The sequence below is a fragment of the Shewanella sp. 2_MG-2023 genome (genome assembly GCF_030548905.1).
GTDB classification, from domain to species: Bacteria; Pseudomonadota; Gammaproteobacteria; order Enterobacterales; family Shewanellaceae; genus Shewanella; species Shewanella electrodiphila.
Genome location: NZ_JAUOSO010000014.1, coordinates 41,326 through 62,405, shown reverse-complemented (window position 1 = coordinate 62,405; position 21,080 = coordinate 41,326). Strand labels below are relative to the sequence as shown.

Below are 21,080 nucleotides of genomic sequence, written 5' to 3'. Positions count from 1 at the left end.
TAGGAGTCAAATTTAATGTCTTTTGATGTTGATGAAGAGATACTCCAGGACTTTTTGATTGAAGCTGGTGAAATTTTAGAGCTTCTACAAGAGCAACTCGTCGCTCTTGAAAATAATCCTGATGATGCTGATTTACTTAATGCTATTTTTAGAGGTTTCCACACAGTAAAGGGTGGAGCAGGTTTTTTAAGCTTGGGCCCTATGGTCGACGTTTGTCATGAAGCAGAGAATACCTTTGATTTACTGAGAACCGGTAAGCGTCAAGTAAACGCAGAGTTAATGGATATCATTCTCCAAGCTGTTGATGCTATCAATAGTATGTTTGAGCAAACTCAGCAAGGCCAGCCGCAAGATGATGCAGATCCCGCTTTACTTGAAAAGCTTAAGCTTTTGAGTTCTGGTGCGCCTCTTCCTTCTGAAATCTCTGAGACAGTTGTTGAGACTGAATCTGAAGTTGTGGAAGAGTTCATTGAAGCCATTATCGAACAACCTGTTGCAGCGGCTGAAGCTGAAGTTGTCTCCGATGCAGGAACTTCAGGTAGCATTGATGATATTGATGAAAGTGAGTTTGAAGCTTTACTTGATGCATTACATGGACAAGGGAAAAGCCCAACATCAGTCAATGACGAACCTGTTGCAGGTGTGACAGTAAATGCCACAAGTCCTAACAATGACAGTGCTGCTAGCGATGAAATTAGCGATGATGAATTTGAAGCGCTTCTTGATGAGCTACATGGTTCAGGTGGATTTCAGTCAACGACAGCAAAGAATGAGCCTGCAGCAGTAGCTGAAGAGCCAAAAGTCGATGCTGATGACATTACTGATGATGAATTTGAAAAACTACTTGATGAGTTACACGGTAAAGGTTCTGCACCAGCAGCGGTCACGCCGCCTGTCGAGGCAAGTAAACCTAAAGCCAGCCCACCAAGTGAACCTGCTAAAGCTGAGCCCAAAGCACCAGCTCCTGTAGCTAAAGCTCCAGTTAATAAAGCGCCAGCAAGTAAAGCGCCAGCAAGTAAAGCGCCAGTTGCAAAAGCGGCAGAGCCTGCATCTAAAGCTGTGCCCGCTGCGAAAAAAGCAGAACCTGCGAAAACACAAAATGCAATGCCACAAGGTGAGACTACGGTTCGTGTAGATACATCTCGCTTAGACCAGATTATGAATATGGTTGGTGAGCTAGTATTGGTGCGTAACCGTTTGGTGAGTTTAGGTATTTCTCGTGATGACGAAGAGATGTCTAAGGCGTTGGCAAATTTAGATTTAGTGACAGCAGACCTTCAAGGCGCTGTAATGAAAACACGAATGCAACCAATCAAGAAAGTGTTTGGTCGCTTCCCTCGCGTTGTCAGAGATTTGGCACGTACGCTCAATAAAGAAATTGATTTGATCATGGTTGGTGAAGACACCGACCTTGATAAAAACCTTGTCGAAGCACTCGCTGATCCATTGGTTCACTTAGTTAGAAACTCAGTAGACCACGGTATTGAAATGCCGATTACCCGTGAAGCGAATGGCAAGCCAAGAACTGGTACCATTACCTTATCAGCCAGCCAAGAAGGCGATCATATTCTACTAAAAATTGAAGATGATGGCGCAGGTATGGATGCCAACAAATTAAAAGAAATTGCTATCAGTCGTGGCGTGTTAGACGAAGATTCAGCTGCACGCATGACGGATAACGAAGCTTATAACTTAATTTTTGCTCCTGGTTTCTCTACTAAAGTAGAAATTTCAGATATTTCAGGTCGTGGTGTTGGGATGGATGTGGTTAAAACCCGTATCACCCAGCTTAATGGTACTGTTCATATTGATTCCGTTCAGGGCAAGGGAACAATCTTAGAGATTAAAGTTCCACTCACATTAGCAATTATGCCGACTCTAATGGTAGATGTTGCTAAGCAGGTATTTGCTTTACCTCTTTCAAGCGTTAACGAAATTTTCCACCTCGATCTAACTAAAACAAATGTAGTAGATGGACAATTAACCGTTATCGTTCGTGATAAAGCCGTACCGCTATTTTATCTTGAGCAGTGGTTACATCGAAATAAAACTAACTTTATTCATGGTGATAAAAAGCAAGGGCATGTAGTAATTGTGCAACTTGGGACCATGCAAATTGGCTTTGTGGTTGATGCACTGATAGGACAAGAAGAGGTGGTAATTAAACCTCTGGGAAGCATGTTGCAAGGTACGCCAGGTATGGCTGGAGCAACAATTACTTCTGATGGCGGTATTGCACTGATTTTAGATGTGCCAGGCTTATTAAAATATTACGCTAAAAGTAAGAAGTAAAAGTTCCATTATTTAAGGAATTAAATGGCTACTAAAGTTTTAGTTGTTGATGATTCGAGTTTTTTTAGACGACGAGTCAGTGAGATTGTTAATCAAGATCCTGACTTAGAAGTTGTGGGTGTTGCCGTCAATGGTCAAGAAGCTGTTGATATGGCTGCTCAATTGAAACCTCAAGTTATTACTATGGATATTGAAATGCCTGTTATGGACGGTATTACTGCCGTTCGTAAAATCATGGCTGCCAATCCGACTCCAATACTGATGTTTTCTTCATTAACTCATGACGGTGCACAAGCAACGCTTGATGCATTGGATGCGGGCGCATTAGACTTTTTACCGAAACGTTTTGAAGATATCGCATCAAATAAAGATGATGCGATTAAGCTTTTACAGCAAAGGGTTAAAGCACTAGGTCGTCGTCGTCTATTTAAACCAGTGGCGAGAACTACCCCATCTTCGCTAGGAACTTCAACGACAAGCTCATCAGCGTCAAGACTGACTAATTCGAATCTGAGTGGTGCGAATTCGACACTTAAATCATCAATCACTCCCAAGTTATCTACTGCTAATTCGACGACGAATCAGGGAAATACTGCTTCAGTAGCTTCGATTCGGGCGAGCGGCAAAAAATACAAAGCTTTATTGATTGGCACATCAACGGGTGGCCCTGTAGCGTTACAAAAAATTCTGACAGCTTTTCCTGCAAATTACCCACACCCCATATTATTGATTCAACATATGCCTGCTGCATTTACACCAGCCTTTGCGAGTCGACTGAACAGCTTATGCAAAATTAATGTAAAAGAAGCCCAAACAGGGGATATGCTTAAGCCTGGTTGTGCCTATTTAGCGCCAGGTGGAATGCAGTTAATGGTTGAAAAAAGCGCTAGCTTAGGTCGCTTAAAAGTCATCGCCGGCAATGCTGATATGAACTATAAACCCAGTGTAGACATTACTTTTGCATCAGCATCAAAAGCTTTTGGTAGTGGTGTTATGGCGGTTGTGCTAACTGGCATGGGTGCTGATGGACGCGAAGGTGCTAGAATGTTAAAAACTGCAGGGGCAACTATTTGGGCTCAAGATGAAGCCAGTTGTGTTGTATATGGCATGCCTCAAGCCGTCGCATCAGCGGGTATTTCTAGTCATTCAATTGCATTAGAAAATATGGCAGAAGCGATTATAAAAGAGACGGCTCGTGGCTAGAGTAAAACAATCAATGACGACACAGCAAATGTTGCTGGTGTTTTTATTGGTTATTGCAGTGGTGTGCTTAGCGAGTTTATATTTTGATTTAGCGAAAAAAAACCGCGAACTTAATGCAGAAGTTATTGAATTAAAAGCATCCCAAGTATTGTTAATGGTACCGGATGAACAAGCAGAACAAATCGCGAATTGGTTAGCTAAATATCCTGGACAAACCAAAGCGATGGCCGCCAGAGCCGCAAAAGGTGAAGATATCACTATGGCATTTGGCCCTGGCACCGAGTTAATGAGTTCTGATACTGTTGAAAACTCTTCAACGAGTCAACAAGCATTAAATCCTGCACTTTCAAGTCAAGCTGTCACTGAAAATGCACAAGGTGTAAAAGTTATTACATTGCCACATGGTGGCATTAGGGTAACCACCCGAGAAACTGACACCGCTAATAAAAATAAATAGTGCGATTAATATTGAGTGGCGAGGCGTGATTTGAAAGTTTGGACAATAGCTAATCAAAAAGGTGGTGTGGGAAAAACCACGACAGTGGCCAGTCTTGCTGGTGCATTAGTTAAGCGTGGGAAGAGGGTATTGATGATTGATACTGACCCTCATGCTTCACTGGGTTATTATCTCGGTATTGATTCAGAGCAAGTTCCCAGCTCACTTTATGACATATTCCTGGCTCATAAAAACCTTACACTAGAAGGTGTTGAGAAACACATCGTGCCTACATCAATTGATGGGCTAGATTTAATTCCTGCTACCATGGCTTTAGCGACACTTGATAGAGCATTGGGACATCAAGAAGGAATGGGATTGGTACTTCGCAATGTCACCTCATTGCTTGAAGATAAATATGATGTTGCCATTATTGATTGCCCGCCGATATTAGGCGTATTAATGGTTAATGCACTTGCGGCTAGTCAGCATATTATCATTCCTGTGCAAACAGAGTTTCTAGCGATTAAAGGCTTAGAGCGTATGGTAAAAACAATGGGGTTAATGGGGCGTTCTAAAAAAACCTCTTATAGTTTTACTATTTTGCCAACGATGTTTGACCGACGCACAAAAGCTTCACCTACAGCCCTTAAGTCCTTAGAAGAAACTTATCCTGATACCTTATGGCCTGATGTTATTCCTGTGGATACTAAGTTTAGGGATGCCAGTTTAGCTCATGTGCCCGTATCTCACTTTTTCCCAAGCTCACGTGGTATGAAGGCGTACAACCGTTTATTGGATTTCTTGCTCGCGAAGGAGTTTAAGCATGTCAAAATCGGTTGACGAGACTGTTTTTGATTTTTTCTCTGTTCTACTACAAGAGCCCACTAAAGAGGTTCAAACGCCGGCTGAAGATAAGCCAGCACCAATAGCGTCGAACAGTAATTCGGTTAGTTTAAAAAAACAACACAGTAAAACATTCAAAAAACCGCATATAAATAATAGCTTGGGTGCGGTGGTTAAAAAAGTAGCTCCTCAGCAGCAAGAAGTCAAAAAAGCGTTTGCTGAGCCTCAAGTCGATAAAGCTGCACTTTCCAAATTGTTGTCGGCTGTGTCAAAGCCAGAAGTTAAGCAACCTGAAAGCAAGTCTATACACATCGGCGAAATCGATTCTGCGGCGTCTGATAAGTCGGCGCAACAAGTTCAAGATGAGATTAAATTAAAAGCTCAGCAGGTTAGATTGCAACTTGAGAAAGCCGTTGTTCAAGAGTCAGCGGTTGATGACGTTAAAATTATATCTTCGCAAAACAATAAAGAACCTGAAATATCAGCCGATATAAGCTTTGATAAAGCTGAAGTTAATGTCAGTGAAGTTGAGCTTAATGTTGAAGAACAACAGAAATCATCAGTACCACCCAGTATTACGGGAAATTTACAAGATGTCCTGGATGATGAGTTTCAAGTTTTATTTTTCAATGTTGCGGGGTTAACCCTAGCTGTACCATTGGTAAGTTTGGGTGGTATTGTTAAAATAGAACATATAAATCATTTGATTGGCCGCCCTAATTGGTTTTTAGGTGTGCAAACTCGACGTGAACAGAAAGTGAATGTTGTTGATAGTTGCCGCTGGGTAATGCCTGAAAAATATACTCAAGAATTGGCTGACAGTATAGATTATCAATATCTAGTGATGCTTGAAGACAGTAACTGGGGGCTCGCATGCGAATCCTTGGTGAATGCAGTAAGAATAGATAAATCACACGTAAATTGGCGTGGAAAACCTGGTAAGCGCCCTTGGCTTGCTGGTGTAGTAAAAGAACAAATGTGTGGTATTTTGAACGTGCAAGCGCTTATCGAAATGCTAGATGCAGGATTAGGTTGTCAAGATTCGATTGACTGAGGTTATTTATGACAGACTCAAGAAATGTTGCAGCAGTTGCTGCAGGTAAAGAAGATGTAGTACTACAATGGGTGACATTTAAGCTAGATAATGAAACCTATGGTATTAACGTAATGCAAGTTCAAGAAGTGTTACGTTATACCGAAATAGCGCCAGTGCCAGGTGCACCTTTATATGTACTAGGTATTATTAATCTTCGTGGTAATGTCGTTACCGTCATTGATACTCGTTCACGATTTGGATTGGATGCAGCAGAGGTTGATGATTCCTCAAGAATTGTGATCATTGAAGCTGAAAAACAAGTTATCGGTATTTTAGTCGATAGTGTTGCTGAAGTGGTTTATCTACGCCGTTCAGAGATTGATAATGCGCCAAATGTCGGTACTGAAGAAAGCGCTAAGTTTATCCAAGGTGTAAGCAATCGAGATAACGAACTATTGATTTTGGTCGATTTAGACAAGTTATTATCAGATGATGAATGGGCTGAAATTACCCAGTTATAATGATTTTTGATTGTCGATGAAAGCCAGCATTATTTTTTGCTGGCTTTTGTGTTTTAATACCTTAAATTAAATCCGTTTGATGGAATTGGTATTACTAAGGAAAATAAATGTCGCAAGAGTTGCTCATTGTTATCGCTGTTTATGTTGTTAGTTGTGCAGTCATTTGGATGTTCTTTAGTAAAAAGACAACAAAACTTCAGAGCAAAGTTGATGCGTTAACTGTATTAGTTAAAGAAAACGATCGACAACGTGAAACCGTCAAAAAGGAACTACAAGAATTGCGCAGTGGCACAATTGGTGTAGGCCGACGAGTGGTAGAGCTTGAACAGAAAATAGGTAAACAGTCAGAGTTAATTGAAGAGGCAAGCCAGCAAGACCCTCAGTCAAAAATGTACTCTAGAGCGCTTAAGATGGTTGGGTTAGGTGCTGGAATAGAAGAATTAATACAAGAGTGTGAGCTACCAAAAGCTGAAGCTGAATTGATTATTCGGTTACATAAAAAATAATGCCATTAAGCAACTTATACATTAGTGAATTTAGGCTTTGTCGATAATTTTATGGTGTAAGTTGTTCCATTGCTCAGGGAATTTACCATCGAGCATATAAACAAATGCAATAAGCTCTGCAATTAACGTGTAGAGCTCTTCTGGGACTTCATCACCGAGTTCGAGTAACTGTAAAAAGTGACTGAGATGCTCATCTTGATGAATATATACCCCGGCTTCTTTAGCTAATGAGATAATTTCTTCAGCCACCAAATCTTTGCCTGTTGCTGTAATCGTTGGTGCACTATTACCATCAAAACTTAATGCTACAGCCTTTTTTACGTCAGTCATCTTAAATACCTTAAATATCAATTTGGTTAAGCATTGGTTTTGACCAAGTAATGATCGCCAGGTAAAAGAGTGGGGGGGACATGGTCAACCAAGGTCGATATTTCTCTTGCTTGTAACCCAGCTTGTTTGATTTTATCCATTAAAGAGGCTTGGAATTGCTCAACCTTAGATAATACTTGGGTGTCATTACCTGTGAATGTGAGGTCTAAGTATTCCCCTTGTTTATGCGCCATAACTAGAATAGGTCCTTGGGCTAAATTAAACTTAAGCTGCAGGCGCCAGTTTTGTTGTTTGTCTTCATTATCTTCACCTGGTTGTTTTTCGAACTTCCCTTCTAGCTGCTCGTCTCTTTGCCCTATTGAATAGGGTAAAGCAAAATACCAAGTTAAGTTTTGGTTAGCATCACTGCTTTGTTGATAAAGCGAAATGCTACTAGCCAGTTTTCCCATTGATTCAAGGCTGCCTGCTTTATCTAAAGCCGATAATAGCTGCGGCGCAAGTGATGCAGGCTTGGCTATCTTTTGTTGCAGTTTTGCCATGTATGACTGTAAGCGCGGGCTTATGGATGTATTGTTTGCTGTTAGTTTAAAACCGAGTAAAAGCTGAAATAATGTGGTAATAGCACCACCAGAAAGGTTGATATTAGCTGGCGTGGTTTGAGCCAGATTTAAACTCGTCAGACTTTTGAGTTCAGCTTTAAGTAATGAAGGATTGGCAAGTTCAGTTAACGGCGATAGATCCAAACTTGGGATCAGTTTTATAAGTTGAGATGCTAGGTTTTGTTGAACTTCACTAGTTGCCTTTTGTATTGGCATCGCTCCAGCTTTAGATAAGTTTTGATTCAATACCTCAAAAGGTGATTTAACTGTCCCCCCAGGCTTACGTAACTCAGACGTAAGGGGGCTTGGGTTGAGTTTTGAGATGAGTAACTTAACTTCGTTTACTTGTTTCTCAGCCAATACACTTTCGGGTTTTAGTAAGTTTTGATTAACCAGTGTTTGTAATTGTTTAAACTGACTTTTAGTTAAGCTGTTATGGCCATTGTTTTGATGTGCCAATTGTTGAATAAGTTGCTGGCTTAATTGTTCAAGGCGTTGAGCTGTGAAAGGCTGTTGTACAAGCGCATTGATATTTTGTGGTAATTGACGATTCAACTCGCTGGTAATAGGCTTATTTCCTACTAAATACGGGCTTTTTTCATTAACCAAGGGTATGCGTTCAAGGTTTTTTAAATATTGCGTTAATAATTGAACAGGCTCGTGTTTACTGAACACCATGTTACCCAATTGTGGTTTAACTTGTGTAACAGGAACATTGTTTGTAGGGCTTAGCGACACATTGTCGATTAACTTTATTGGGCTCAAGCTTAGTTGAAGTTGACCTGCTAATTGAGTCACTGTAGCAAGGTTAAGCCCTGATGGCAGTTTAGTTAAAGGCGACACTATCACATTCGTGCCATTTTCAAACATTAGCCGGTTTGCATTTAACTCAACTAAAGGTAAAGGGTACCCTTGAGGGCGTGTGGCTAATGCTAACAGTTGTTGCGATGTTACCCCGTTTGATTGTGCTAAGTTAACAATCTCTGTGGGTAGATTTAACTTAATGGCTTGAGACACTAATACCAATTGAGCTGAAAGCTGCTGGCTAGAAGTGTTAATTTTGTGAGAAACGATGTTTTGAAGCTGACTAATACTGTCAGTACTCAACAGCCCCTTAGCACCCATTTGGATCAGTTTGATTATTTGTTCATTGGCTTTAAATTGAAAATTATTGCCTTCAATAGTGATAGTGACGATTGCAGGTTTTTGGTTAAAGCTATCATCCGTTTTAGATAAGTTGGCCGAAGTGCTTGGCGTATTAATAAGCATTTTAACGGGTAATAATACTGCATTGGATGGCAATGTAGTGGAGTTATCTTTAACAGGCGATTGAGCTACAGATGTTTGTTCAGCGGGACTAGATACATTTGAATTAGTCCCTTGATAGTTGAGCTGCGCAGTTTTGCTATTTGTATTCACTGTCGATTTTAAGACATGAGAAGCTTGCGAGTCTAACTTGGAGGTTTTAGACGCCGGTTTGTCTGTCGATGCTGGCAGTTTCATTGATGTCATTTTAAATCTACTATCACCTTTAAATATGTTCTATTACAAATTAATTGTTGATCTATCAAGCCTCAGCAGTATTCTTAGCGATAATTACTTAACAAGACTTCCTGAGTGTAATTCGCTTAATACCAACCTTTATCGACTTGCAGTAATCAAGCTTTAACGTTTTGGGTTAATTACTATTATTTGCAACTTATGGTTTATAGGTTTGCTCTTGGGTTAATCATTGAATCAATTTTCTGTATTAGATAGTGATTCAGTAAAGTGGGTTAAACGTATTAGTACTATATTTATTGTAAAACGTTTACATAAATTGTTCCCGTAAAGAGAGATGTATGAAGTATAAATGGATGTTACTTTCTTTGTTGTTGGGTTGCTTTTCTGCATCAATTCATGCCGAAGAAATCGCTGCCAGTGAAGCGAGCCAAAAGCCTGCAGTAGAGATGGTCTATAATGACCCACGGGATCCGATTGAAGGGTTTAACCGTGCAATGTGGGACTTCAATTATCTTATTTTAGATAAGCATTTATTCCGCCCTATAGCTCATGGATACAATGATTATCTCCCATCACCTGTTAAGTCTGGCGTCAATAATTTTGTACGTAATTTCGAAGAACCTAGTTCATTAGTTAATAACGCTTTACAAGGTAAGTGGGGGTGGGCTGCCAATGCTGGTGGACGCTTTACTGTTAACACCACACTAGGACTATTAGGGGTTGTTGATGTCGCTGACATGATGGGCATGGTCAGAAAACAGGATGATTTCAATGAAGTCTTAGGCTATTACGGCGTGCCTAACGGGCCTTATTTTATGGCACCATTTTTTGGACCATATGTGACAAGAGAGCTCGCGACAGATTGGGTTGATGGTCTATACTTTCCGTTATCAGAGTTCTTGTTGTGGCAATCTATTTTAAAATGGGGATTAAAGAATCTTGATTCCCGTGCTTCCGCTATTGATCAAGAACGCTTATTAGATAATGCGCTTGATCCATATACCTTTGTCAAAGAAGCTTATTTTCAACATATGGATTACAAAGTTTATGATGGCAATGTGCCAACTAAACAAGATGACGATGAGTTACTCGAAGAATATCTATCAGAACTTGAGTAACACTGCCGAAGCCTGACAACGTCTTCGGCAGTTAGCTGCCTAAGGAGTGGTATGGCATTAACAGATGTCTCAGTGCTTTTAGTTGAAGATGATTCAGTATTTAGACAATTATTGGCTGACTTTTTAATCCAACAAGGTGCGGTTGTATTTGAAGCTTGTGATGGCGACGAAGGGGTGAGTGAGTTTCAATCACATACCGTAGATGTTGTTATTGCCGATTTGAGTATGCCAAGGCTTGGTGGGCTTGGCATGTTAAAACAAATTCTTAAAATAAACCCCGCAATTCCTTCGATTGTTATTTCTGGCAATAATGTTATGGCTGATGTTGTTGAAGCGCTGAGATACGGTGCGAGTGATTATCTGGTTAAACCTGTTTCAGATTTAAAGATTATTGAACAAGCAATAGAACAAGCTATCTCTCCAGCTAATACCGACTTAGGCGCTATCGATTTTAGTGATAGTCACGCTGTAATTAACTCCGCTGCCAGTATGAGCCAAGATTTATCCTATCAAGAGTTAGCAGATAACTTTACCCTGCTTGAACACAACGCAGAAGCGGCTAAAAGTGTTCAGCAGCAATTATTTCCAGCGTCTAATGTGAGTTATCCTACCGCTCAGATCCATTATAGCTTGTGTAAAAACAGTGACGTCAGCGCTTATTTTATTGATTCAACCATGGTGGGTGATAACCATTTAATTATGTATATGGCGCATTTTCATCCTGAAGATAATCGCGCCGCATTTGGATGTGTATTACTCAGAAGCTTCGTTAATCAGAAGTTGAAACTGTTTCGTAATGGTTTGAGCACCACGTTAGTCGAACCATTTAGTATGTTGAGCTATCTCAATGACAGGATGGTTAACTCTGGTTTAAATCTCTATGTAGATATTGTGTATGTGGCTGTCGAGTTAACTCACTACAGAGCTGCGATAGGGCAGGCTGGTGGAGGTTTACGATGTTATTTGAGAAATGGCACAGGGTTGGCTCCCCTTGCTATTTCAGAGTCTTTACAGCTCGGTACAGTTGAGTGGAATAAACCTAGCATGCAGTTTAGAACCTTAATGCCAAATGAGAAAATTTGTATCGCCAGTAATATATCTCATCATCGCAACCGCTTAATGAATAACCAATTTGATGGTTTGTTTTATGATGAAGAATTACCTGCTGGTGGTTTTATTGAATTAGAATTCGTTTAATTACCTTCGTTTAATTATCTTCGTTTAATTATCTTCGTTTAATTATCTTCGTTTGAAGGCTAAACGCCTGTACTTTATAGGTTTATTCTATTATCAAAGATAGCGTTAATAGGGTATTGGATAAAATCACAAACAATAATTCAAAAAAAACCTCGCAATTGCGAGGTTTTTTAGTCAGCGTTAATCTAACAAATTAGCTAGGTTTAATCGCTTCGTGCTCAGCAGTAACTGCAATTTCTTCAGCTAATGCTTCTTCTTCAGTTTCATTGTGCCCTTCAGCGCCATGCATCCAGTCAACAAGCTTGTCTGCCAAGAAGTAAAGAATGATACCTGATACAGCAGAGGTGATAGCAATACCAGCGAAGATAGCCATAGCATTTGCTAATTGTTCTTCTTTCTCACCACCATGTCCGATAAATGAACCGACGATACCACCTACTTTGTTTGCAATAGCAACGAATAGGAACCATGCGCCCATCATTAGCGAAGCAATACGCAGTGGAGCCAATTTAGTCACCATTGAAAGACCGATTGGAGATAAACATAACTCACCCATTGTATGGAAGAAGTATGCACCTACTAGCCACCACATGCTTGATTTAGCATCAGCGTCGCCGCCCATTTCAAGTACAGCGCCAATCATGAATAAGAAACCAATACCAAGCAGCACTAAACCGAGTGCAAACTTAACTGGCGAGTTAGGTTCATTTTTGCCAAGTCGAATCCAAATAGATGCGATAACAGGAGCAAAAATTACAATGAACATTGCGTTAAGAGACTGGAACCAAGTCGTTGGTACTTCCCAGCCGCCAATCATGCGGTCAGTAAAGTCGTTAGTGAATAAGTTCATTAGACCACCGGCTTGTTCAAAACCAGCCCAGAAAATGATGGTGAATAAACCCATAACCATGATGACTTTAATACGGTCACGTTCGATTTTAGTTAAAGGTTCTTTACGTACTTCACCCAATTCTTGCTGTTTTTCTTTTTCAAGCTTAGCAGCAGGGTAACGACCAATGTCGCCTAATAACTTTTGCGCAAAAAGAAATTGGATAATAAGTGAAAGTACCATACCGATACCTGCACATAAGAAGCCCATTTGGAAGTTACCATCATAAGCTGCAACAACTGAGCCTACGATAATACCTGAGAGGAATGCACCAACGTTAATACCCATATAGAAAATAGTGAACGCGCCATCACGACGATGATCACCCTCTTCATACAAGTCACCAACCATAGTTGAGATGTTTGGCTTAAATAGACCATTACCAATAATTAGCGTACCAAGACCAATGTAAAATACCATGGTTTCAGAACCTGGGATCCAGCTGTGAGGCAGCGCTAGAATGAATTGACCCGCTGCCATTAAGGCACCACCAATCATAATCGCTTTACGTTGACCAAGATATGCATCAGCTAACCAACCACCAATAAGCGGGGTTAGATATACAAGACCAGTGAAAGTACCGTAAAGTGATATCGCATCACCTTGAGTCCAACCAAGACCGTGTCCACCTTCTGTTTGAACTTTATCTACTAGATATAGCACCAGAATGGCGCGCATTGCGTAATAACTGAATCTTTCCCAGAGTTCTGTTGTAAACAGCAGGAAAAGCCCCTTGGGATGACCAAGCATGGTCCCCTGTGGTTTTGCATTGCTCATTTAGTCTTCCACCTTAAGCTTGTGATTGCCTGCGGGACAAAGGTCGCCACAGAAATTGTTGTCTGCAATGGTAATTAATTTAAACGTATTGATATTTTCAGGCTGTGGCCTGTTATTGTTTCAATTTAGTTGCTATAAAATTAATCACTTTGTTGTTTATTTATTATATTAAATATCGTCTTTTTACAGTTTTAATCATTAAAACCATAAAAAGCTCACCTTATATACCCTTTAAAGCCCTTATAAGTCAATGGTAGTGGGGTATTCGGCGAACTAAATACTTGCTCTAAATCACCTTTGTTCGCAAAATTGTTGATACGTATGTTGAGGTTTGGGTTTTATTGTGAGTGTTAACCTTCAAGGTAAAGTCGGGGTTAGATTTTTTCATAAACGATTGAGAATAGGTGACTTCTACACACTTCATCAATTCGCGCGTTTCAGTATTGAACCTATACTCATGTAAGTTGTTGGTAAACGCTTTCAAAAGTGTTAACAAATCTATAAAATGTAACCCATTGGATTTATACTGCTAAAAGCTATCAAGGTTAAGATAATTAACTTTTGTGTAACCGTATGTTGGTTAAAAACTAATGAATTAGGGGCTGAATCATGCGAAAAATATTAGTCTTGTTCGTTTGTTTAAGTTTTATTAGCTCCAGTTACGCATGGGTAGATACTGATAGAGATGGTGTGCCAGATAAAAAAGATGCTTGTCCGGATACACCTCTAGGGGTATTGGTGTTAGCTAATGGGTGCCAAGACGTCACTGAACTAGCAATTGCCAATAATCCAATTGAACAAAATTCGGCGCAAAATAGCTCACTTAAAGTGTATTTTGACTTTGCTCAGGCAAATGTTCTACCAACTCAGTTGGCAGCGATAAAGCAAATGATACCTATTTTACAAAAAGGTAAAGGGCTTCTATTAGTTGGTCATACGGATGATATTGGATCTGAGCAAACTAATTTGAACCTGTCATTACAAAGAGCTGAGTCAGTAAAAAAAGTGTTAGTGGATGAATTTGCTTTTGAGCCTAGCTCGCTAGCAGTGCAGGGAAAGGGCAGCCTCGAACCCGTGGCTGACAATAAAACGGCTCAACAAAGACAATTAAATAGACGTGTAGAATTTAAAGTAGAAAAATAATTTTTATTAAGGGAGTAAGACAATGGAAAATATTGAAGGTTTGATGGCTCAAGCCCCTGAGTTTATCGTGACGTACGGCTTGAAAGTCGTTATGGCAATTGTGATATTTATTATTGGTAAATATTTATCAAACGTGGCTAAAAAATTAACCACGAAAGTGATGGTCGGTCGTAAGATTGATGAAACAGTGGCATCTTTTGTCGGCAATTTAGTTTGGGGATTGGTGTTTGTATTTACCATCATTGCAACTTTAGGGCAGATAGGCGTTCAAACTGCATCTCTGGTCGCTGTTATTGGTGCTGCTGGTCTTGCTGTTGGTTTGGCGCTTCAAGGTTCATTGTCAAATTTTGCAGCTGGTGTGTTGATGGTTATCTTCCGCCCTTGTCGTGTAGGTGATTTTGTTGAAGCCGCTGGTGTAGCAGGAGTGATTGAAGAAATTACTATTTTCTCTACTAAACTTCGCACAGGCGATAACAAGACCATTATTGCTCCAAACTCAGCGATGATGGATGGCACTATTACTAATTACTCGACTAAAGAAACACGTCGAGTTGATTTAGTTATCGGTGTGGGTTACACCTCAGATATCGCAGCAACCAAGAAAGTTATCTCTTCTGTATTAGACAATAATCAATACGTTCTTAAAGATCCTGCATACACTGTTGCACTAGGTGAACTAGCAGATTGTTCTATTAACTTTGTGGTTCGTCCATGGGTTAACACTGCCGATTACTGGCCAGCTCATTTTGAGTTACTAGAGCAGATTAAGAATGCTCTAGATGCTGCTAACATTGAGATTCCATTCCCGCAAATGGATCTACAAATTAAAAATATGCCAGCTCAGTAATATTGAATGAGCGGAAGAAAAGCCAGCATTAAATGCTGGCTTTTTTGTTTGCGAAATTTAACTCAACGCGGGTAATATTTTTTAAGGTAGAATGGCTTTCTTATAAATTTAAACTGCTTTTAAACGAGCTTGATGTAGTTGAGTATAAACATGATAGATTTTCGAAGTGATACTGTGACAAAACCAACTGATGCGATGCGAAAAGCCATGGCTCAAGCTGAAGTCGGTGATGATGTTTATGGCGACGATCCTACCGTTAATCGTTTACAGGATATGGCCGCAGAACGATTTGGTTTCGATAGCGCCTTATTTGTCAGCTCGGGTACTCAAGCAAACTTATTGGCCTTGATGAGTCATTGTGAGCGCGGAGACGAGTACTTGTGTGGCCAGCAAGCCCATAATTATAAGTTTGAAGGTGGTGGGGCAGCCGTGCTTGGAAGTATTCAACCTCAGCCACTTAATAATCAGGCTGACGGCAGCATTTTACTGGCAGATATCGAAGCTGCGATTAAACCAGATGATGTTCATTTTGCCCATACGCGTTTATTAAGCATTGAAAATACTATTGGTGGTAAAGTGTTACCGCAGCAATACTTAGCAGATGCTCAGGCATTAGCCTTTAATCGCGGTTTGAAAATACATTTAGACGGAGCTCGAGTGGCAAATGCTGCCGTTGCTCAAAATGTGCAGATCAGTGAAATTACCCAATATTTTGATTCAGTGTCGATTTGTTTATCAAAAGGCTTAGCTGCGCCTATTGGCTCAATTTTATTGGGTGATGAGCGTTTAATTAACAAAGCGGTTCGTTGGCGTAAAATGTTGGGTGGTGGTATGCGTCAAGCTGGCATTATCGCTGCTGCAGCAGAACTGGCCATTACTGATCAAGTTGAAAGATTGGCTGAAGATCATGACAACGCAGCTTTACTCGCTCAACATTTAGCTGAGATGGCGGAATTTAATGTTGATGCTAAACAGGTTCAAACAAACATGGTGTTTGCTGAATTAGATAAGCGTTTTGATGTTAATCATTTAAGTTTATTACTATCTCAGCAGGGTATATTAATTAGCGCGACCTATTCACTTCGTTTTGTCACTCATAAAGATATCAGTCGACAGGATGTACTGACATTTGTTGATGTGCTTAAAAAATGTCTTCCTCAAGTAACAGTTCAGTAATGTCACGCTAAAAGAGACTTGTATCTTATTTGTGCGATGTTAGCAGGAAAGCTGCATCGTGCTTTTAATTGGTGCATTCAGTTGAGTTGTTGCCGTATTCTGGTTAGGTAATTCTTCTATATTTCTCTCCGCAAATTAATTTGTGCTTATTTTTCAATGACTTTTTATGTTGGCTTTGTTTTTGCTACCTCTTTAGGGGTATTCATAATGTAAGGATCAATATAATGGAATATTCAAGCCGTCATATTGTAAAACCTATTGATTTAAATTCTGAAAAAAATCTTTGTTGTGGCCAGTTATTGAATTGGCTAAATGAAGAAACATCTCTTTTTGCACGCTGTGAAATGCACAGTAAATTGCTAATGGCCAAACTAGTTTCTGAGATTAATTTTATGAGTCCAGCAAAGCTTGGCGATGTAATTGAATTTGGAATGGAAGTGATAAGCCTAGGGCAAAGTTCTATCACGTTACGTTGTAAAGTGCGAAATAGCTTTAATAATGCACCAGTGGCTTTTGTTGATAAGGTGGTGTTTGTTAATATTAACGAAAGAGGGTTACCTGTACCTCATGGTGTTAGAGCGAATGCTGCTTAATCAAGGATGTAAAAAGTATTAACGCTTGAGCATTGCTAAACACTGGTATAGCTAAATAAAAAGCCAGCTTCAACAAGTTTGAAGCTGGCTTTTTCATTTTAGATGCACATTGACGCTTAATGTAGTTTTAAATGTGGATGAATAATGCGTCCAATTCCTTTTGCTAGCATCATTAATGTGCCTTTGACTACGCCATGTAATTCAATCAAATGACGACGGTAAAGTGAAGTATATACAAAGCGCGCAATCTTACCTTCTACTAGTACACCGCCTCCCATGAATGACATTAAGTTACCTACAGTATGGAATTTAGATAAATTAACTAAAGAGCCCAAATCTTTATAAACGTACTCATTGGCTGGTGCTTTGCCTTCAAGCATCAAGATAATATTATCTGCTGTCATCAATGCCATTTGTCTTGCTGATTGACCACGAGGTGGCACCCAGCTTCCGTCAGCTTGTGGACATGCAGCGCAGTCGCCAATGGAGAAAATATTATCATCAAGGGTCGTTTGCATATTTTGCTTAACCATGACTTGATTGATTTGGTTGCTTTCAAGGCCACCAATATTATTTAAAAAGTCAGGTGCTTTTACCCCTGTTGACCAAATAACCATGTCAGACGGTATTAGATTACCGCTTGTGGTGGTAAGTCCTTCAGGGCTAACTTCTGTGATACGGGTATTTGTCATCACATTAACACCCAGTTGCTTAAGCTCACGGGTGACAGAGTTTGAAATTTCTACTTTATCAACTTTAGGCAGAATACGTTCATCAGCTTCAATTAACGTGACTTCGAGTAAACTAGTATCAATTTTATAGCCAAAGCCACTGAGCTGTTCTACAGCGTGGTGCATTTCAGCTGACATTTCTACGCCAGTTGCGCCCGCACCCACGACTGCAATTTTAATCTTTTCATCCAATTGGTGATGACTGGCATAGCGCATGAATTTATTCAGGAGAATCTTACGAATAGACATCGCTTGCTCGGTGTTATCTAAGAACAAACTATGCTCTTTAACACCTGGGATTTTAAAGTCATTTGCGACACTACCAATGGCGATGACAGCGTAATCGTAAGGGATTTTACGCGCAGGCAGTAGCTCTTGACCGTCTTCATCATTAATCGGTGCAAGAATGATATGCTTGTTTTCACGGTCAATATCAATCATTGCGCCTTGCTGAAAATGATAACCGTGATCAGATGCGTGACCGCGATAGCTTATCGCATCTAAACCAATATCCAGCGCGCCAGTTGCCACTTCATGGAGCAATGGTTTCCAAACATGGCTTTCTGCGCAATCAACTAAAGTGACTTTTGCTTTGCCTTTTTTACCTACTTTACGGCCTAACTTAGTGGCGATTTCCATGCCACCTGCGCCGCCGCCAATAATGACGATATTTGGAACTGCTTGCATCGCTTGATGCTCCTTACTTAAGGTTAAAAATAAAATGGGCAAACTCTGATACCAAGAACTAAAACCGAGTTCTGACTCGGCTTCTATTGAAATAGTCAACTATTATTGGCTGGATACATCGTTGAGTGTGGTTTTGATTTAAGTGGCTAATGCGCTCGAAAAAATCAACAACCATAGTGCTTTCACTAAAGGAAACCATTCTGTTTGCACTAAAAGTAATTAAAGTGTTAGTACTAAAAAATACATCAGTAAGTTGACTCAGCTGAAGCTGGATTTGATGTTATGTGGCGATTCAGAGTTATATGGAGATGTTTATATATTAAACAGTCACAATATGTCATTTTGAGATTGTTAAAGTGTGACCGAATATTAAAATAGAATTTAGAAATGCGAAATTGATCACTTTTTACATGATTCAGGATTGGATGTTACAAAAACAAACCGACAAGTAAAAACTTGTCGGTATGGATACTACAGCATCGATTTAGGCTTTATGCTCTAGTCATTCAGTATATGGAAGAGGTTATGCCTGTGCTTTAGCAAGGCGACCATTATAGTCTTCAACTAGATGAGCAATAATTTTTTCAGGATCAGCATTCTGACAACATTTATCTAAGAATACTTTAAACGTAACTAAGGAGTGAGCATTATTGAACATTCGATCGCTTTGCATAGCGTAGTAAGTATCATCAGTATTAGATTTTCTTACAATGAATTCGCCATTTTTAAAAGCTTTGGTGCCTGGCTCATCATGCCACTTTGTGATTCTGTTTAATGCGATTTCACTAGATTGATTGACTTCGACATGATTCAACCAGCTTGCTGGTTGTTCATTTTCTTTGTAATGAGGACATCTTACCGTGTAGTTATACACGTGAGTGATTGCTGTCATAGCTTACCTACTTTTTTAAGAATGTAATTCATCATAGACCGCTAATTTAACTTTGGTCAATGGTTATTTGTAGAAGTTAGATCTAGTTAACAAATGTTATGTTGTTAACTTTTTTTGTTCAATTATATCAGTGGCTTAATTTGTTTTTGTGAAGGCTGCTTGTATTGTAAATAGTTGGGTATTTTATTGTCTAAATAATGCTCAAAATGAATATTTCTCGATTATCCTAGCTTGCTTCAAGCCGTAATAATGACAAAATCAATAATATCTCATTTTAAAAATGACAAGCATTTGAGAGCCATTCACGTAAGTGTCATTCTCATAAGAGTGATTCACATAAGAGTGATTCATAGAAGAGCTATAAACATAAGAGCAAAACAAGCATTTCAATATTCGCGAAATCACAGACAGACAATGGTCACTATGCACATGTAGAATAAAATGTGCATAGCCATTTCCAATTCATGCAATTACGCAATACTTACAATTTTAGTCACTTTCACATTTAGTCACTTTTACATTTGTCTATTTCACAACATTTTTGAAAGCGACTCTTATTGCTTATTTATAGTGCGTTGGTAAATATTTCGCAAATTTCAGCATGGGTAGCTTGTTTAGGATTGGTAAAGCCACAAGCATCTTTTAACGCATTGTCAGCAAGGACTGGAATATCTTCTGGGTTAACGCCAAGTTCAGTCAAGTTAGCTGGAATATTTACAGCGACAGACAAGGTTCGAATGGCATCAATTGCGGCTTCAGCGCCTTGCTCATCAGTTAACTGGGCAACATCGACTCCCATTGCTTTACCAATATCTTTAAGTTTAGCTGGCACAATTTTAGCGTTATAGGCTTGTACATGCGGCAGTAACAGCGCATTACAAACGCCATGTGGTAAATCGTAAAAACCGCCTAACTGATGCGCCATGGCGTGAACATAGCCTAGACTTGCATTATTAAATGCCATACCAGCTAAAAATTGTGCATAAGCCATTTGTTCGCGGGCATCAATATTGTCACCTTGTTCAACAGCGTTGATAAGGTTTGCTTGAATTAATTCAATGGCCTTTATCGCGCAAGCATCGGTGATTGGGGTTGCAGCGATAGATACGTAGGCTTCAATCGCATGGGTTAGTGCATCCATTCCCGTTGCAGCAGTCAATGCAGCAGGCTTTTCAATCATTAACTCAGGATCGTTTACTGATAAAATTGGTGTGGTATTTTTATCGACGATCGCCATTTTAATATGACGTTTTTCATCTGTGATGATACAAAAACGCGTCATCTCACTTGCTGTACCGGCAGTGGTATTTATTGCAACAAGTGGCATTTGTGGCTTAGCTGACATGTCTAAACCTTCATAGTCGCAGATATTACCGCCATTGGTGGCTACTAACGCGATGCCTTTGGCGCAGTCATGAGGAGAGCCTCCGCCTAATGAAATAACGAAGTCACATTCGTGTGCTTTTAACAGACTTAAGCCTGCTTCAACATTGGCCGTTGTTGGGTTAGGTTGTACCCCATCAAATACAAATACAGCAATGTCATTTTCAATTAACTTACTAGTGACTTTTTCGACTAAGCCAATCTTGACTAAAGGCGTATCTGTTACGATTAATGCACGTTTAAAACCTAAGGTTTTAATGTCATTAATGGCCTCATCTACACCACCTTGACCGATAACATTGACACTTGGAATAAAAAATTTTGTAGCCATGATAAACCTCGTTAGTACTTAAAATTAATAAATATAAAATTCTT

General features: G+C 39.7%; 19 protein-coding genes. 13 read left to right on the top strand and 6 right to left on the bottom strand.

What is annotated here, in order from left to right:
• The first annotated feature begins 15 nt into the window (after positions 1–15).
• The 7 genes from Q4600_RS14555 to Q4600_RS14525 all read left to right on the top strand — a co-directional run bounded on the left by Q4600_RS14555 (position 16) and on the right by Q4600_RS14525 (position 6,840).
• Positions 16–2,292: a chemotaxis protein CheA gene (locus Q4600_RS14555; RefSeq protein WP_303516972.1), complete on the top strand. Its 2,277-nt coding sequence runs from the start codon at positions 16–18 to the stop codon at positions 2,290–2,292.
• Positions 2,293–2,316: 24 nt separating this feature from the next.
• Positions 2,317–3,495: a chemotaxis response regulator protein-glutamate methylesterase gene (locus Q4600_RS14550; RefSeq protein ID WP_303516973.1), complete on the top strand. Its 1,179-nt coding sequence runs from the start codon at positions 2,317–2,319 to the stop codon at positions 3,493–3,495.
• Positions 3,488–3,952: a membrane anchored protein in chemotaxis locus gene (locus tag Q4600_RS14545; RefSeq protein WP_241906459.1), complete on the top strand. Its 465-nt coding sequence runs from the start codon at positions 3,488–3,490 to the stop codon at positions 3,950–3,952. The genes Q4600_RS14550 and Q4600_RS14545 overlap by 8 nt, the downstream gene beginning before the upstream one ends.
• Before the next feature lie 30 nt (positions 3,953–3,982).
• Positions 3,983–4,774, top strand: a complete 792-nt coding sequence (locus Q4600_RS14540; protein ID WP_102529030.1) for a ParA family protein — start codon at positions 3,983–3,985, stop codon at positions 4,772–4,774.
• Positions 4,758–5,831, top strand: coding sequence for a chemotaxis protein CheW (locus Q4600_RS14535; protein ID WP_303516974.1), 1,074 nt, complete (start codon positions 4,758–4,760; stop codon positions 5,829–5,831). Before Q4600_RS14540 ends, Q4600_RS14535 begins: the two co-directional genes overlap by 17 nt.
• An 8-nt stretch (positions 5,832–5,839) precedes the next feature.
• Positions 5,840–6,334 (top strand): chemotaxis protein CheW, encoded by a 495-nt coding sequence (locus Q4600_RS14530; RefSeq protein ID WP_102529032.1) that lies wholly within the window; start codon positions 5,840–5,842, stop codon positions 6,332–6,334.
• 107 nt (positions 6,335–6,441) lie between these two features.
• Positions 6,442–6,840, top strand: a complete 399-nt coding sequence (locus tag Q4600_RS14525; RefSeq protein WP_303516975.1) for a DUF2802 domain-containing protein — start codon at positions 6,442–6,444, stop codon at positions 6,838–6,840.
• Positions 6,841–6,870: 30 nt separating this feature from the next.
• Here Q4600_RS14525 and Q4600_RS14520 read toward each other — a convergent pair whose 3' ends face one another.
• Positions 6,871–7,170 carry an EscU/YscU/HrcU family type III secretion system export apparatus switch protein gene (locus Q4600_RS14520; protein WP_102529034.1) on the bottom strand — a complete coding sequence of 100 codons (300 nt, stop codon included), beginning with the start codon at positions 7,168–7,170 and terminating at the stop codon, positions 6,871–6,873.
• 26 nt (positions 7,171–7,196) lie between these two features.
• Complete coding sequence (locus Q4600_RS14515) at positions 7,197–9,281, bottom strand: hypothetical protein (protein ID WP_303516976.1); 2,085 nt, start codon at positions 9,279–9,281, stop codon at positions 7,197–7,199.
• 329 nt (positions 9,282–9,610) lie between these two features.
• Here Q4600_RS14515 and Q4600_RS14510 point away from each other — a divergent pair, with 329 nt between their 5' ends.
• Both Q4600_RS14510 and Q4600_RS14505 read left to right on the top strand, forming a co-directional pair.
• Positions 9,611–10,390 carry a VacJ family lipoprotein gene (locus Q4600_RS14510; protein WP_229369222.1) on the top strand — a complete coding sequence of 260 codons (780 nt, stop codon included), beginning with the start codon at positions 9,611–9,613 and terminating at the stop codon, positions 10,388–10,390.
• 51 nt (positions 10,391–10,441) lie between these two features.
• On the top strand, positions 10,442–11,587 hold the full coding sequence (locus Q4600_RS14505) for a response regulator (protein WP_303516977.1): 1,146 nt from the start codon (positions 10,442–10,444) through the stop codon (positions 11,585–11,587).
• A 193-nt stretch (positions 11,588–11,780) separates the two neighbouring features.
• Here the strand turns inward: Q4600_RS14505 and Q4600_RS14500 are convergent, their stop codons facing one another.
• Entirely contained in the window at positions 11,781–13,253 is a 1,473-nt protein-coding gene (locus tag Q4600_RS14500; protein ID WP_102529038.1) for a peptide MFS transporter, read from the bottom strand.
• Positions 13,254–13,862: 609 nt separating this feature from the next.
• Here Q4600_RS14500 and Q4600_RS14495 point away from each other — a divergent pair.
• From Q4600_RS14495 to Q4600_RS14480, 4 genes are all read left to right on the top strand, one after another.
• Positions 13,863–14,396, top strand: a complete 534-nt coding sequence (locus Q4600_RS14495) for an OmpA family protein (RefSeq protein WP_102529039.1) — start codon at positions 13,863–13,865, stop codon at positions 14,394–14,396.
• A gap of 22 nt (positions 14,397–14,418) precedes the next feature.
• Positions 14,419–15,243 carry a mechanosensitive ion channel family protein gene (locus Q4600_RS14490; RefSeq protein WP_102529040.1) on the top strand — a complete coding sequence of 275 codons (825 nt, stop codon included), beginning with the start codon at positions 14,419–14,421 and terminating at the stop codon, positions 15,241–15,243.
• 150 nt (positions 15,244–15,393) lie between these two features.
• Positions 15,394–16,419, top strand: coding sequence for a low-specificity L-threonine aldolase (ltaE, locus tag Q4600_RS14485; RefSeq protein WP_229369220.1), 1,026 nt, complete (start codon positions 15,394–15,396; stop codon positions 16,417–16,419).
• Between the two features lie 224 nt (positions 16,420–16,643).
• Entirely contained in the window at positions 16,644–17,012 is a 369-nt protein-coding gene (locus Q4600_RS14480) for a hotdog domain-containing protein (protein ID WP_102529042.1), read from the top strand.
• 116 nt (positions 17,013–17,128) lie between these two features.
• On the opposite strand, the gene Q4600_RS14475 is transcribed toward Q4600_RS14480, so the two are convergent.
• From Q4600_RS14475 to yiaY, 3 genes are all read right to left on the bottom strand, one after another.
• Positions 17,129–18,430, bottom strand: a complete 1,302-nt coding sequence (locus Q4600_RS14475) for an NAD(P)/FAD-dependent oxidoreductase (protein WP_102529043.1) — start codon at positions 18,428–18,430, stop codon at positions 17,129–17,131.
• A gap of 523 nt (positions 18,431–18,953) precedes the next feature.
• Positions 18,954–19,322 carry a cytoplasmic protein gene (locus Q4600_RS14470; protein WP_303516978.1) on the bottom strand — a complete coding sequence of 123 codons (369 nt, stop codon included), beginning with the start codon at positions 19,320–19,322 and terminating at the stop codon, positions 18,954–18,956.
• A 565-nt stretch (positions 19,323–19,887) separates the two neighbouring features.
• Positions 19,888–21,036 (bottom strand): L-threonine dehydrogenase, encoded by a 1,149-nt coding sequence (gene yiaY, locus Q4600_RS14465; RefSeq protein WP_102529045.1) that lies wholly within the window; start codon positions 21,034–21,036, stop codon positions 19,888–19,890.
• Between the last annotated feature and the right edge of the window lie 44 nt (positions 21,037–21,080).

Bases quoted from the DNA above. Each gene is read 5' to 3' on its own strand.
- Q4600_RS14555 (WP_303516972.1), top strand. From the start codon at position 16: ATGTCTTTTGATGTTGATGAAGAGATACTCCAGGACTTTTTGATTGAA.
- Q4600_RS14550 (WP_303516973.1), top strand. From the start codon at position 2,317: ATGGCTACTAAAGTTTTAGTTGTTGATGATTCGAGTTTTTTTAGACGA.
- Q4600_RS14535 (WP_303516974.1), top strand. From the start codon at position 4,758: ATGTCAAAATCGGTTGACGAGACTGTTTTTGATTTTTTCTCTGTTCTA.
- Q4600_RS14530 (WP_102529032.1), top strand. From the start codon at position 5,840: ATGACAGACTCAAGAAATGTTGCAGCAGTTGCTGCAGGTAAAGAAGAT.
- Q4600_RS14525 (WP_303516975.1), top strand. From the start codon at position 6,442: ATGTCGCAAGAGTTGCTCATTGTTATCGCTGTTTATGTTGTTAGTTGT.
- Q4600_RS14520 (WP_102529034.1), bottom strand. From the start codon at position 7,170: ATGACTGACGTAAAAAAGGCTGTAGCATTAAGTTTTGATGGTAATAGT.
- Q4600_RS14515 (WP_303516976.1), bottom strand. From the start codon at position 9,281: ATGACATCAATGAAACTGCCAGCATCGACAGACAAACCGGCGTCTAAA.
- Q4600_RS14510 (WP_229369222.1), top strand. From the start codon at position 9,611: ATGAAGTATAAATGGATGTTACTTTCTTTGTTGTTGGGTTGCTTTTCT.
- Q4600_RS14505 (WP_303516977.1), top strand. From the start codon at position 10,442: ATGGCATTAACAGATGTCTCAGTGCTTTTAGTTGAAGATGATTCAGTA.
- Q4600_RS14500 (WP_102529038.1), bottom strand. From the start codon at position 13,253: ATGAGCAATGCAAAACCACAGGGGACCATGCTTGGTCATCCCAAGGGG.
- Q4600_RS14495 (WP_102529039.1), top strand. From the start codon at position 13,863: ATGCGAAAAATATTAGTCTTGTTCGTTTGTTTAAGTTTTATTAGCTCC.
- Q4600_RS14490 (WP_102529040.1), top strand. From the start codon at position 14,419: ATGGAAAATATTGAAGGTTTGATGGCTCAAGCCCCTGAGTTTATCGTG.
- ltaE (WP_229369220.1), top strand. From the start codon at position 15,394: ATGATAGATTTTCGAAGTGATACTGTGACAAAACCAACTGATGCGATG.
- Q4600_RS14480 (WP_102529042.1), top strand. From the start codon at position 16,644: ATGGAATATTCAAGCCGTCATATTGTAAAACCTATTGATTTAAATTCT.
- Q4600_RS14475 (WP_102529043.1), bottom strand. From the start codon at position 18,430: ATGCAAGCAGTTCCAAATATCGTCATTATTGGCGGCGGCGCAGGTGGC.
- Q4600_RS14470 (WP_303516978.1), bottom strand. From the start codon at position 19,322: ATGACAGCAATCACTCACGTGTATAACTACACGGTAAGATGTCCTCAT.
- yiaY (WP_102529045.1), bottom strand. From the start codon at position 21,036: ATGGCTACAAAATTTTTTATTCCAAGTGTCAATGTTATCGGTCAAGGT.